An 11,812-nucleotide genomic window follows, 5' to 3' on the forward strand; every position below is an offset into this window, starting at 1 on the left:
ACACAGCGCCGCGCCATGACGACCTCGAACCGTCTTCGCCCTGGTGGCCCTGTTCTACGAACCGGATGTCGGCCGACTGCTGTTCGACGGCCGGCCGGCCACGGAGCCAAGCCGCGCCGAGTGCCGGGCGCGTAACGCCGTCGTCGACCAGAACACCCACGTCGTACAGGGCTCGCTGTGGGACAACATCACCTACGCGGTGCCCGACGCGACCGAGACGGATGGCGGGTGGGTCGTCGAGCTCGCCCAGCTCGGAGAGCTGGTGGCACGGCTTCCGGGAGGGCTGGCCTGCCCGCTCAGCGAACGCGGGCGGAAGCCTGTCGGCGAGTGCTCCGTGCTGTTGATCGCCCACCGCCTCCCCAGGGTGCAGCACGCCGACAAGATCGTCGCGATGGAGGACGGACGGGCCGTCGCCTGCGGACGTCACCAGGACCTGCTGTCGACGAGTCCGGCCAACCGGGGAACTGGCATCGACGCAGATGATCCGGGGCTCCGGACCGGGCAGGAGGTTACGCCGGCCGGTGGGTTCCGCTGTTCGCCTCCGGGGCGGCCCCGCGCCGACACGGGCGCGGAAGATGACGTCCGGGAGAGGGGACAGCTTGTACGGCCCGGTCATCACCGACTCAGCTCCCGGGGCGACACCGCCCCGCCGCCCGCACCCACCACCCGCGGCCGGAGCGAGCCCGCGTGTCCGGCGGCCCGGCGTACGCACGCAGGCCCTCCCGGCTTCCGGGGAGTCCCCACGTGCGGAGCATCTCCGGGAAGCCGGTCCACCGCCATGCGTCCTCCTCGACCGAGGCCAGGACCCGTACGAAACGTTGCTCACGAGGGTCCAGGTCCCCGAACACCGGCAGCACGCCGGGGCGTTCCGGCCCGAAGGCCAGACGCAGGCCGGCCCTGGCGACGGCGAAATGGGCGGGTACCGAAGCTGCCGCCAGGCCGTCCGTCACGGCGTCCAGCGTCTCGGTCGGGTACAAGTCGGTCAGCTCCGTGAGACAGGCCGTGGCATAGCCGCGCAGACCGCCCTCGTGGAACGGAACTCCCGGAGGGCCAGGCTCCGGAGGCTCCGCCTCGGCAGCCGCCAACTCGCCGAGCGCCACCGCGCCCACAGCGGTCTCGACGTCCATGCCGCGCACACGTACCAGTGCCGTCGCTGCCGCCCAGCGCACCGTCTGCTCCTCGGCCGCGAGGAACGGCTTCAGGCGGCCGGCGAGCGCGGCGTCGCCCAGCAGACCTGCCGCGACGAGCGCTGTGGCGGCCACAGCCGGTAGCGCCTCGTGATCGAGCAGCCGCAGGAGACCGGGCAGAGCGTGCGCGGCCTCCTCCGGGAACCAGGCGAGGAGGTGCGCCGCCGCGGCGCGCACCGACGGATCCCTGTCGTGCAGCAGCCCACACAGACCGGGCACCTCGCGCCGCACGGCGTCGTACGCCGGCAACTCCGCTTCGTCCGACCGGAGTTGCCCCTCGAGGTCGAACGTGGCGCGCCACCTGTCGCGTGCTCGGTGCTCCTCTTCGTCGGGAGCCCGCGGCGGCAGGCGATTCGACGGTGGTGGCCAGCTGTCTGCGAAACGCCAGTGCTGTCGGACGATGGCTGGCCCGGCTCGGCTACGGGACCGCGGAACGTCCCGTCCTGGTGATCGCTGCTGGTGAGCGGTGGCCGGACGGAAGCCTGCGGCCTGCGCTTGAGGACTTGCTGGGTGCCGGGGCGATCATCGCCGAACTGGAGTCACGAGGAGCTGGCCCGCTGTCCTGCGAGGCGGCTGCCGCAAGGACTTGCTTCGCGCAGACCGCCGATGTCACGAGTGCCGTGGCTGCCTGTTCCTCGGGCATTGAACTGGCCCGGAGCGGGTTCGCCGACGACGTGGCCATCGCCACGGAGTTCGACGCCAGCGTGACCGTGCCCGTCCTCACCGACGGAGCCTTCGACCACGGCACCGACGCCACGGCATCGATCCCGAACCCATGAAGTTTCGGCAGCACCTTGCACGAGTTCGCCGGAACATGTGCGCTTTGGAGAAGGACTCGTTGGAGGCGATGGCGACACTGTTCTTCTCCTTGCGTTCGGTCAGGACCTGGAAGAGAAGTTCGGCGCCGCGGCGGCCGAGTTCCATGTGTTGGGTGGGGGACGGGACGCCGTGCACCGTTTCCGGTGTCGGTTTCCCCGTCCCCGCCCGCCGAACCGGACGTGCTTGGCCGAGCATCCGGCTCTCCACGTGATCCGACGTGTCAGGCGAGGTATTCGCTGACCTGGCCGACGAAGGCCACATCGTCGTGGTTCGTCCGGCGGAAGCGTGCTCCGTCGGGGTCGACCTCGTCGATGTTGTATGGCGTGCTGATCTGCGCTCCCCGGAACTGGTAGCGCTGGACCTTCGTCTTCGCCGGGTTGTAGAGGACGATCCCGCCCTCGGTGATGCGGTCGGCCCCGTAATAGCGGCGCCGCAGCTGTTTCCAGGTCAGGTGGGGATGCTTGTAGCGAATCCAGAGAAGCAGTCTCCACCACGCGTACCAGCCGAGGTAGGAGAACGTTCTCTTGGATGCGCCGTAGCGGAAGTAGGCAGCCCAGCCTCGAAGGACCGGGTTGACCGTCCGCAGCACCTCCTCCAACGAGAGCGAGGTCGTGCTTCGCCCCGTCAGTTTCTTGATCTTGTGCATCACCGACGCCAAGGCGGGCTTGGACGGGATGGTGAGCACGACGCGACGGCCGTCGCCGAAGGGCCTTCGCTGGATGTGGAAGCCCAGGAAGACGAAGCCGTCGTCGATGTGGGTGATGTGGGTCTTCTCGACCGAGAGGGTCATCTTCAGCTTGCGGGCCAGCAGTTCACCGATCTCCGTCTTGAGCGTTTCGGCTTCGGACTTGGTGCCGTGCACCAGCACGACGAAGTCGTCGGCGTATCGCACCAGACGGTAGTTCGGCAGCCCTTTGCGCCGTCGGGATTGCCGCCGTGCTCCGGGGTTCATCTCGGTGTTCCAGATCCGCGAGAAGTGCCGGTCCAGAACGGAGAGATAGATGTTGGCCAGCAGAGGGGAGGCGACTCCTCCTTGCGGAGTGCCCGTGAGGGTCTCCGCGAATCCACCGTGCAGCTCGACGACTCCGGCCCGCAGAAAAGCGCTGACCAGCCGCAGAACCTTGCGGTCCTTGATGCGCTCGGCCACCAGGTCCATCAGGACGTGATGGTCGACGTTGTCGAAGCAGGCCTTGATGTCGCCTTCGATGACCCAGTCGTAGGTCGACGGCTTGCGGGTGAAGTGGTGGATTTCGGCGATGGCATCCTGAGCCCGACGTCCGGGTCGATACCCGTAGCTGGACGGGTAGAAATCGGCCTCGAAAATCGGCTCCAGGACCAGCTTGAGGGCCATCTGCGCGATGCGGTCCCGCAGGGTCGGGATACCCAAGTAGCGGACTTTGCCGTTCTTCTTGGGAATCACTGCCTGCTTGACCGGCAGGGCAGTGAAGGACCCGTCCTTGAGTGAGGAGCGAAGCTCCTCCAGGAACGGAATCACTCCATGACGTTCCTCGACGTGGTAACGGGTGACCGCATCCACGCCTGCTGGTGAGGGCGGCTGCGGAGTTCTTCGGGCCCGGCGTCGGGGTCGGCTGCTTTGCGGGATATGCGGGTCTCGATGTCAAGCCACTGGTCGTAGTGAGCCGAGGCAGGGCTCGGTGTCATGCCGTCCACTCCGATGCGATCGATGGTGAACTGGCCCCCGGCGAGGAGTTGGGGAGGTTGCTTCACAGCCCCACGAAGCGTTGTCAGTGGCCGGGGAGACACTGGTGCCATGAAGTCTTGCTCACCCACCGCAGCCAGTTCGTCCGAGAATTCCCTCACCTGGGTCGAGTCGATGGGCGTGTCGGCGGCCGTGGCAGAGTCCAGGTGTGCGGCCAGTTGAGTCCCGGCTGATGGCCACCAGAATTCCAGGTGGATGGCCGTCCGGCCTGCGGTGTTCCTGATTGCTTCCGTAGACGAAGGAGACCCCTTCGTTCGGTTTGCTGGTGTATGCGAAGCATCAGCGAATCGGTCGAAGAGGTCCTGTGACGAAGTCTGACAGAGAGATCATGGAGATATTCGAGGCGTACGACCTGACCGAGACGGTCTGGTCGGCAGCCGCCCTCACGGGGCACGACCCGAAGACGGTCAAGCGGTATGTCGAGGCCCGCGCCAGCGGGCGGAACCCGTACGAACGCGAGCCGCGGCCGAAGATGATCGACGCGTTCCTGGAGAAGATCGAGGAGTGGGTCGAGCAGTCGAAGGGGACGATCCGCGCCGATGTGGTCCACGACAAGCTGGTGAAGATGGGCTACCCGGGCAGCGCGCGCTCGACTCGGCGGGCGGTGAACGCGGCGAAGACCGCGTGGAAGGCCGGCAAGCGGCGGACCTACCGTCCGTGGATCCCCGAGCCCGGGTGGTGGCTGCAGTTCGACTGGGGCGAGGGCCCGAAGATCGGCGGGCGGCGGACCTGGTTGTTTTGCGCGTGGCTGTCCTGGTCCCGGTTCCGGGTGGTGATCCCGGTCTGGGACTGCACCTTGGGCACCCTGGTCGCCTGCCTGGACACCACGCTGCGGCGGATCGGCGGGGCGCCGACCTACGTGCTGACCGACAATGCCAAGACGGTCACTGTCGAGCACATCGCCGGGATTCCGGTCCGGCACCCGCAGATGGTTGCCGCGGGCCGGCACTACGGCTGCCAGGTCGTCAGTTGCGTTCCCTATGACCCCGAGTCCAAGGGCGGCGCGGAGGCCACGGTCCGCATCGCGAAGGGCGACCTGGTCCCGACCGAGGCGAACCTGCTGCCCGCCTACGACACCTTCGCCGAGCTCGCGGACGCCTGTCTGATCTGGTGCGACACGGTGAACACGCGTCGGCACCGGGCGACCGGGCAGATCCCGGCCGACCGGCTCGATATCGAACGCACCACGCTGCACGTCCTGCCCGCCGAGCCGCTGGCGCTCGCGCTTGGTGAGGAGCGGGTGGTCGGCACTGACCGCACCGTCAGCTTCAACTCCGTGCGCTACTCGACCCCGCCCGGCTACACCGGTGCCAGGGTCTGGTGCCGGGTCGTCGGCGACGAGCTGTCGATCACCGCCCGCACCAGCTCCGGTGACCTGTCGGAGATCTGGCGTCACCAGCTGTCCACGCCCGGCGTCCCGCAGATCATCGATGCGCACTACCCCGGCCACCCCGATGGCCGCTCGGTCCATCAGCCCAGGCTGCGACCGCGCTCGGAGGCGGAGGTCGCGTTCGTGGGCATCGGCCCGGGAGCCGGCCGCTGGCTGAAGGAGGCCGGTCCGCCGGTGCGTCCCGGATCCGCGCCAAGATGGCCCATGCCGTCGAGCTCGCCGTGGTCCTGGGCAACGACCGGGTCGACCAGGCCCTCGGGCTCGCGGCTGCGGCCGGGCGCTTCGCCGAGGACGACCTGGTCTCGATCCTGGAACACGTCGCGGCCAACAAGCACGTCGGCCAGGTCGTCCGCGCGGACGAGGCCCACTCCGTCCAGAACGGCACCATCGCTTGGCAAGCCCTGGGGCGACAGCAGAGGGCGGCTGGGGAGTCGAGGGCCGACTGACCGCAGTCAGTCGCCGATGAACCACAGGTACAGGTGCAGCCCGCGTTCCACGACCTGGCACAGCTCGCGGGCCTGCACGACCCAGTCACCGCCCAAGTCGGCTGGAAGCCGGTCGAGTTCCGCCAGCAGCAGCGGCACTTGCCGCTGGTTGAAGACCGCATCCCCATACGGCGTCAGGGCCCAGAGCATCGGGAACTCCGCCGGGTCCAGATCCGCGAAGCCGGCCGTCCACTCCACACCGGCTTGGGCGCGAGCCACGACGTTCCTGCTGTCCCCACGCACCGCCATATTGATCATCCGCCGAGCCTATCGGCGCCCACCGCGACCCACGAAGGAATTATCGACCGTGACGTTTCCCCAGGCTCCGGCCCTGCCCGAGGAGCTGGACAAGCTGATGCGCCGGATGCGCCTGCCCTACACGCGCAAAGCCGCACCCGATGTTCTGGCGACCGCCCGGGCCCAGCGGTGGGATCCCGCCGAAGTCCTGCGACTGCTGATCTCCGAGGAGGTCACCGGCCGCGACGCGGCCACCCGGCGCCTCCGGCGCCACTCGGCGAACTTCCCCATCGGCAAGACCCTCGCGTCCTGGCGGGCCGAAGACTCCACCATCCCCGAACCTACCCAGAACTCTCTGATCACCCTGGAGTGGATCGGCCGCGCGGAGAACCTGGTGATCGCCGGCCCGTCCGGGACCGGGAAGTCGCACTTCACCGAGGGGCTGGCCCAGGCCGCGATCGAGAAGGACCTGCGGGTCGCCTGGTTCACCCTGGAGACCCTCGCCGCCGCGATCGGCAAGTCGAAGGTCGACGGCTCGACCGCCCGCACGGTCGCCCGAATCTGCCGGGCCGATCTGATCGTGATCGACGACATCGGCCTGCTTCCGGTCGGCGAGGACGCCGCCGAGGCGTTCTACCGAATCATCGACGCCGCCTACGAACGCCGCTCGATCGCGGTGACCAGCAACATCCGCCCCTCAGGGTTCGACACGATCATGCCCAAGACTCTCGCCGGGGCCAGCACCGACCGCCTCATGCACCACGCTCACCTGGTGACCACCACCGGCGACTCACACCGCCTCGCCGAGGCCCTCGCCGGCAAGGGCGTGGTCCTCTTGACCTAACCCCCCATCCCCAGGAACACCGCTGGCCACAGGCATGGATTTCTGACGGCCACCAGCCCGGACACCCGATGGCCGCCCACCTGGGCATCTCAATGGCCGTTGACAGGGCGGCCCTCTGATCGTCGTACCGGTTTCCGTATTGGACGGATGGCACGGTTGCACGGAGTCGGGTCTGGTCATTGGCGACGGGGACGTCCCGGACGACTACGACCGCGCCTGCGAGGTGGACGGTCTCGCGGGAGTGATTGCCATCGGTGGAGGCGGCCCGCGAGGGCTTGTCCTGGCGGACGAGCCCGCCACCACCTGCTATTTGCCGGAACCCCGAGTCTTCGTCCGCTGGCTCGGAGCCAACTCGGATGCCGATCTGATCGAAGCAGCCAGCGCCGTCCTCACCGACCCCACGACCGAGTGGGAAGAGTGCGGTGTCTGGGAGACGGACGGGCCGGCAGTGCTCATGGACTCTGTCACCGCCGGGAACGAGCTGGACGTCGAGTACCCCACCGGCGGCGGACTGCCGGAGCAGGCGCCCGTCGCGATACCACCCGGCCGCTGGACGGTCCGCGCCGTCCACACCTCGGCAAACGAGGAAACCTCGGTGGGTCTTGTTCAACTTCTTCCTGGTCACAGAGCCGATGACCTGGTCCCATCACTGGGAACATGACGTCAGGAGGCTTCTCCCTCGAGTGGCTGAGGAGTCCGTCAAAGATCTGCTCGCGGGCCATCTGTCCCTTGGCCGCCCGCGTCGTCCCGCCGGCGTTCGAGCGTGGGCCGGAACTCCATCGTGGCGACGAAGAGCGTGCAGGGCTCGCCGAATGACTCGAGACGGCAGTTCATCTCGACCGGACGAGCGCAGCAGCCGTTTCCGAGCATCCGGCGGTGCATCATCCGGGCGGAGCTCGGCCATCTCCGAGCCTCGGCGTTCGCCGGTGGCTGCTGGGCGAGCGTAAACGGCCTGGCCACGACCACCCGCCACCACAACACCGCCCTGCACGCCACCACCCCCCTGGGCACCGGCCTCCTCAACACCGCCTCCTGACAGCAGTGGTGGGGAGTGTGGGCGCGACCGTGCTGCGACGGCAGTGCACCTCCGGGTCCGCCTGGGAGCCGATGCCGCCTTGGGGCGTCAGGAATGGCCCTCGCCCGCGTTGCTCGAGTGGTCTTCCGGCGCCCGTCCCGGTCCGCGGCGCCGCGCGAACCGGGCACGAGCGGCCGCGTGTGCGTCGCGCAGAAGCCGCACAACGGTGTCCGTCGTCCGCTCACCGGGATTGACGACAGAGATCCAGCCGACAGCGCCGTACACCGGGTGCGGCATCACGGTGTCCGCTGCCGCGTAGTCGCGAGGGCGGCGGAGGCTGTGCGGCTCCTCGCCGGTGAGCTCCTGGAACGTCGCGCGGTCGAGGTGGATGTTGACACGCCGGCGGCCTGGAGGGTCGAGGTCGGAAGCGGTGTCGTCGGGGTAGTCCTTGGTGACGATCGTCGCGTAGGGCTGGGCGTTCGCAGGTGTCCGGCCGTCGGGGGCGTAGTAGAAGAACGCGTCCCCCCACGCGATCTCGGGGAAGTCGCTTCCCGGTTCGGGGAGAAGTACGAGCGCGCCGTCGAATCCTCGTACGGTCGCGATGATCTGTTCCATACTCATGGTTCAAGCATCACCTTCAAGTGCTCATGTGGGGTTGGCAGGTGGGCGAGACCACGAGCGGCTGGCGACGAGTCCCGCTCAGAACAGTCGATGTCGCCAGGGAGTCGGGATACTCGGTGCAACAGGTCCGCGACCTGGAGCGGCTGGGCGTGATTCCCCCGGCCGCTCGATCGAGCAACCGCTACCGCGCCTATACACCTGTGCACGTGCACGCTCTTCGCGCTTATCGCGGACTGGCACAGGCCGTTGGGCCTGTCGAGGCACGGAAGATGCTTGCGGAACTGCGAAAGGCGACGATCGCTGTGGCCGCCGCGGCGATCAACTCGGTGCATGTTCGGCTTGCGCGGGAACGGGACGAGGCTCTGCGTGCGCAGAAGGCGTTGCGTGCGATCCAAGCGGAGGGGGCCGTTGACGAGTTCGAGCAGGAGAGCGACACCATGACGATCACCGAGCTCGCCGGAGCAATTGGTGTACGTCCGTCGGCCCTGCGGTTCTGGGAGCAGGAAGGGCTGGTCGCCCCAGAGCGCGTCACGTCACTGAGAGCACGGCGCTATGGCCCTACGGCGATCGGAGCGGCCCGCATCGTCGCGGCCCTGCGCGGCAGTGGTTACGGCGTTTCCGCGGTGCGCGACGTCATGAACTCCCTGCACCGGCTCGACGGCCTGGAAGAGACCGAACGCACCCTGCAACAGCGTCTTGACCAGATCGCCGGACGCACCGTTGCGCTGCTTCGGGCGGGCACAGATCTGGCAGCCGTCATCGCGTCCGATCAGGAACCCGACGACCGCCTGTCCGGAGCCACCGACGGCAGGTGACACCCGGCCGGACCCCCGACCGGCACCTGGCGACCGCCGGAGGCGTGCCTCCAGGGCACGCGCCGGCCGTCCTGCGCAAGCTCTCCCTGCTCCAACCTCACGCCTCCGGGCGCGCGGTGACATCCTCGGTGCTCACTGACTTCGGCCGCGGGGAGTCACCAGCCCACCGCCTCGGGGCGGCGGCGTTGCGGCGGGCATCACCGGAGCGGGAGGTCGACTCCGTACTCGTCTCTGGGCCGGGGGCCGTGGATGCGCCGGTCTGCCTCCGGGATGGCGACGTCGTTGATGCTCGCCTCCCGGCGCCGCATGAGGCCACGCTCGTCGAACTCCCAGAGCTCGTTGCCGTGACTGCGCCACCACTGGCCTTCCGCGTCGTGCCACTCGTATTGGAAGCGGACGGCGATCCGGTCCTCGTGGAACGCCCAGAGACTCTTGCGCAGCGCGTAGTCCAGTTCGCGCTCCCACTTGGCTGCCAGAAAGGCGACGATCTCGTCGCGGCCGTTGATGAACGCGTCCCGGTTCCGCCACCTCGAGTCCGGCGTGTAGGCCCGCGCCACCCGATGGGGATCGCGGGTGTTCCACGCGTCCTCGGCAGCCTGGACCTTTTGCAGGGCCGTCTCCTGCGTGAAGGGCGGGTAGGGCGGGCGGTTTTCCGGCACTGCTGCCTCCTCGTCGCGGTGAGAACGTTCGTTCTCAATGATGGGTCTAAGGTAGGGAACGACCGTTCTCAACGTCAAGGAGTCTGGCATGCCCGCCCCGCTCACCGATGAGCAGAACCGTCTGGACCGCGAGGCACTGCTCGACGCAGCGGAGAGGCTCCTCTGCGAGCGTGGCATCCAGGCGGTCGGTATGGACGAGATCCGTGCGGCATCCGGCCTGCCGCTGAAGCGGATCTACCGGTTCTTCGCGGCGAAGGAGGACTTGGTGGTCGCGATGCTCAAACGTCGCGACCTGCGGTGGAGGGGAAACCTGTCCGCCCGCGTGGAGCAGGTTCCGGATCCGCACGAGCGTGTACTCGCCGTCTTCGACTGGCTTGCCGAGTGGTTCGCCGAACCCGGTTTCCGTGGATGCGCCTGGATCAACGCGTTCGGCGAACTCGGGGCGTCGTCCGAGGCGGTGCTGGCCGAAGTCCGGTCGCACAAGGAGAAGTTCCACGATCAGGTCGCGGTGTGGGTCCACGCCACCGGAGTCCCGGTGGTCGAACCCGTATTCCTGCTCGCCGAAGGAGCGATCGTGACAGCCGGCATCAACGGCGACCCTGCCCCGGCCCGTCACGCACGCGCAGCCGCCGCCGTACTGCTCGGGAGGCCCTGATCCCTGGCCGCACCGGCCGGCACCGCCGCGTCGGCCGACACTGCCCCTCCAGCCCCACGGGGCAGCCGGGAGCGGGCTGCCGCGTGCGTCAGCCCGTCAGGTTGGCGTGAGACATCCGGTCAGGTCGGCAGGCGGACCCGGCCACCGGTCTTCGCTCGGAGCGTGGCTTCCAGCCGGTCGCATGCCTCGGTCTGGGCGGCGATCCGCTCGAACCTTCTCCCGCCCGACGCAACGCCCCTCATGGGCCTCATGCGACGGTCAGCGGCGAAGGAGTACGTGTCGCGGAATCTGCGCGGTCAGCGGCGGCTCGGCCTCCCCCTCGTACCCCAGGTGCAGTTCGTGCCGCGCTCGTGTCGCCAGGACGTAGTACGCCATGCGGAGGGCCGCCGATGTGGGGTCGGTCCCGGCGTCCGTGTGGGTGTCCGGGACCACCACGTGGTCGAAGCCGAGGCCCTTGGCGCTGGCCCGGTTGACGATGACGACGCCCGGCCGCGCCAGGTCGAGGGTGCGGTAACGTCCCTGAGTCGCCTGGGCGGTGTACATCTGGGGTTTGAGGCGAGGCGCGGTGCGCTCCAGCCGGGTCAGCAGGTCGAACTGGGCCATGGTCGAATTCAGGACGACTCCGATGGTGCGCCGCGGGTATGACTGCGCCATGCCGACGAGCAGGTCGGTGACCGCTCCCGGGCGGGAGAGGGAGTGGAGAAACGGCGGAGGTCCGTCGCGCTCGGGCAGCGCCGGCACGATGCGGCCGACGTGGAAGTGCTGTGCCAGCTCCGCGATCTGCCGCGTATTGCGATGGTTTCCGTCCACCTCCCGCATCTCGCACCCGCCGAGTGCCTTGCCGATCTCTGCCAGTGTGGAGTGGGTGTCGGTCAGGCGCTGGCACTCGTCCGCGTACACGGTGACGCGGGCGCCGAGCACACGGCAGAAGCGGTAGAAGCCGACGGGCAGGTCCTGGCCCTCGTCGACGACGACCGAGAGACCGGGCACCGGTTCTGTCAGCGCCGCCTGCTGGACAAGGGCACTCCAGTCGTACCAGCCGTCGTCCGTGCGCGGTGCCTCGACGCCCGCCCGGTCCTGGTACCACCGTGCCAGCCACGAGTGCGCAGTCGCCACGACCACACCGTCCCGTTCGGGGCCGAGCGCCTTGACGGCGGGGTTGATCGCCTGCCGCAGCAGGTTGGAACGCGTCAGCAGCACGGACGGCCCACCCGTGAGGGCCAGCATGACCGCGCGCTGCGACGCCAGCAGGCTCTTGCCACTTCCGGGTGGTCCGCTGATGACGTGATGCCCGTCGAATGGAAGGCCCTCGAGCGACGCCCGTTGGCCCGGCGTCAGGTCCAAGTAGGTGACAGTCATCCGTGC

12 protein-coding genes and 2 pseudogenes are annotated in these 11,812 nt (G+C 68.6%); 7 read left to right on the top strand and 7 right to left on the bottom strand.

Features of this window, described 5'->3' with window-relative positions:
• Positions 1–623: 623 nt before the first annotated feature.
• Positions 624–1,436 (bottom strand): HEAT repeat domain-containing protein, encoded by an 813-nt coding sequence (locus tag OGH68_RS31815; RefSeq protein ID WP_264248832.1) that lies wholly within the window; start codon positions 1,434–1,436, stop codon positions 624–626.
• A gap of 110 nt (positions 1,437–1,546) precedes the next feature.
• Between OGH68_RS31815 and OGH68_RS31820 the strand changes: the two genes are divergently transcribed.
• The gene (locus OGH68_RS31820) at positions 1,547–1,966 is read left to right on the top strand and encodes a 2-phosphosulfolactate phosphatase (RefSeq protein ID WP_413471058.1); all 420 of its coding nucleotides are present in this window, start codon (positions 1,547–1,549) and stop codon (positions 1,964–1,966) included.
• Positions 1,967–2,014: 48 nt separating this feature from the next.
• Here the strand turns inward: OGH68_RS31820 and OGH68_RS31825 are convergent.
• Both OGH68_RS31825 and ltrA read right to left on the bottom strand, forming a co-directional pair.
• Positions 2,015–2,114 (bottom strand): annotated as a pseudogene (locus OGH68_RS31825) (AAA family ATPase); the annotation flags it as partial.
• A gap of 112 nt (positions 2,115–2,226) precedes the next feature.
• Positions 2,227–3,543 (bottom strand): group II intron reverse transcriptase/maturase, encoded by a 1,317-nt coding sequence (gene ltrA, locus OGH68_RS31830; RefSeq protein ID WP_264248834.1) that lies wholly within the window; start codon positions 3,541–3,543, stop codon positions 2,227–2,229.
• A gap of 511 nt (positions 3,544–4,054) precedes the next feature.
• On the opposite strand from ltrA, the pseudogene istA reads away from it, so the two are divergent.
• Positions 4,055–5,562: pseudogene (istA, locus tag OGH68_RS36530) on the top strand (IS21 family transposase).
• A 6-nt stretch (positions 5,563–5,568) separates the two neighbouring features.
• On the opposite strand, the gene OGH68_RS36535 reads toward istA, so the two are convergent.
• Positions 5,569–5,820: a hypothetical protein gene (locus OGH68_RS36535; RefSeq protein WP_413471059.1), complete on the bottom strand. Its 252-nt coding sequence runs from the start codon at positions 5,818–5,820 to the stop codon at positions 5,569–5,571.
• Between the two features lie 136 nt (positions 5,821–5,956).
• Between OGH68_RS36535 and istB the strand changes: the two genes are divergently transcribed.
• The 3 genes from istB to OGH68_RS31850 all read left to right on the top strand — a co-directional run bounded on the left by istB (position 5,957) and on the right by OGH68_RS31850 (position 7,718).
• Positions 5,957–6,682 carry an IS21-like element helper ATPase IstB gene (gene istB, locus OGH68_RS36540; RefSeq protein WP_413471139.1) on the top strand — a complete coding sequence of 242 codons (726 nt, stop codon included), beginning with the start codon at positions 5,957–5,959 and terminating at the stop codon, positions 6,680–6,682.
• Between the two features lie 115 nt (positions 6,683–6,797).
• The gene (locus OGH68_RS31845; RefSeq protein ID WP_319020282.1) at positions 6,798–7,343 is read left to right on the top strand and encodes an Imm21 family immunity protein; all 546 of its coding nucleotides are present in this window, start codon (positions 6,798–6,800) and stop codon (positions 7,341–7,343) included.
• A 120-nt stretch (positions 7,344–7,463) separates the two neighbouring features.
• Positions 7,464–7,718, top strand: coding sequence for a hypothetical protein (locus tag OGH68_RS31850; RefSeq protein ID WP_264248835.1), 255 nt, complete (start codon positions 7,464–7,466; stop codon positions 7,716–7,718).
• An 87-nt stretch (positions 7,719–7,805) separates the two neighbouring features.
• On the opposite strand, the gene OGH68_RS31855 is transcribed toward OGH68_RS31850, so the two are convergent.
• Entirely contained in the window at positions 7,806–8,312 is a 507-nt protein-coding gene (locus OGH68_RS31855; RefSeq protein WP_264250383.1) for a DUF6194 family protein, read from the bottom strand.
• Positions 8,313–8,344: 32 nt separating this feature from the next.
• Between OGH68_RS31855 and OGH68_RS31860 the strand changes: the two genes are divergently transcribed.
• A complete protein-coding gene (locus tag OGH68_RS31860) occupies positions 8,345–9,133 on the top strand; it encodes a MerR family transcriptional regulator (protein WP_264250385.1) in 789 nt (262 codons plus the stop codon).
• Between the two features lie 197 nt (positions 9,134–9,330).
• Here the strand turns inward: OGH68_RS31860 and OGH68_RS31865 are convergent, their stop codons facing one another.
• Entirely contained in the window at positions 9,331–9,792 is a 462-nt protein-coding gene (locus OGH68_RS31865) for a nuclear transport factor 2 family protein (RefSeq protein ID WP_264248836.1), read from the bottom strand.
• Positions 9,793–9,880: 88 nt separating this feature from the next.
• Here OGH68_RS31865 and OGH68_RS31870 point away from each other — a divergent pair, with 88 nt between their 5' ends.
• Positions 9,881–10,447 (top strand): TetR/AcrR family transcriptional regulator, encoded by a 567-nt coding sequence (locus tag OGH68_RS31870; protein WP_264248838.1) that lies wholly within the window; start codon positions 9,881–9,883, stop codon positions 10,445–10,447.
• A gap of 258 nt (positions 10,448–10,705) precedes the next feature.
• Here the strand turns inward: OGH68_RS31870 and OGH68_RS31875 are convergent, their stop codons facing one another.
• Entirely contained in the window at positions 10,706–11,806 is a 1,101-nt protein-coding gene (locus OGH68_RS31875) for a DNA helicase (protein WP_264248839.1), read from the bottom strand.
• Positions 11,807–11,812: the final 6 nt, after the last annotated feature.

This window comes from Streptomyces peucetius (assembly GCF_025854275.1).
Classification (GTDB): domain Bacteria; phylum Actinomycetota; class Actinomycetes; order Streptomycetales; family Streptomycetaceae; genus Streptomyces; species Streptomyces peucetius_A.

Coding starts and splice junctions, on each gene's coding strand:
- istB (WP_413471139.1), top strand. CDS start 5,957: ATGCGCCGGATGCGCCTGCCCTACACGCGCAAAGCCGCACCCGATGTT.
- OGH68_RS31855 (WP_264250383.1), bottom strand. CDS start 8,312: ATGGAACAGATCATCGCGACCGTACGAGGATTCGACGGCGCGCTCGTA.
- OGH68_RS31860 (WP_264250385.1), top strand. CDS start 8,345: ATGTGGGGTTGGCAGGTGGGCGAGACCACGAGCGGCTGGCGACGAGTC.
- OGH68_RS31870 (WP_264248838.1), top strand. CDS start 9,881: ATGCCCGCCCCGCTCACCGATGAGCAGAACCGTCTGGACCGCGAGGCA.
- OGH68_RS31875 (WP_264248839.1), bottom strand. CDS start 11,806: ATGACTGTCACCTACTTGGACCTGACGCCGGGCCAACGGGCGTCGCTC.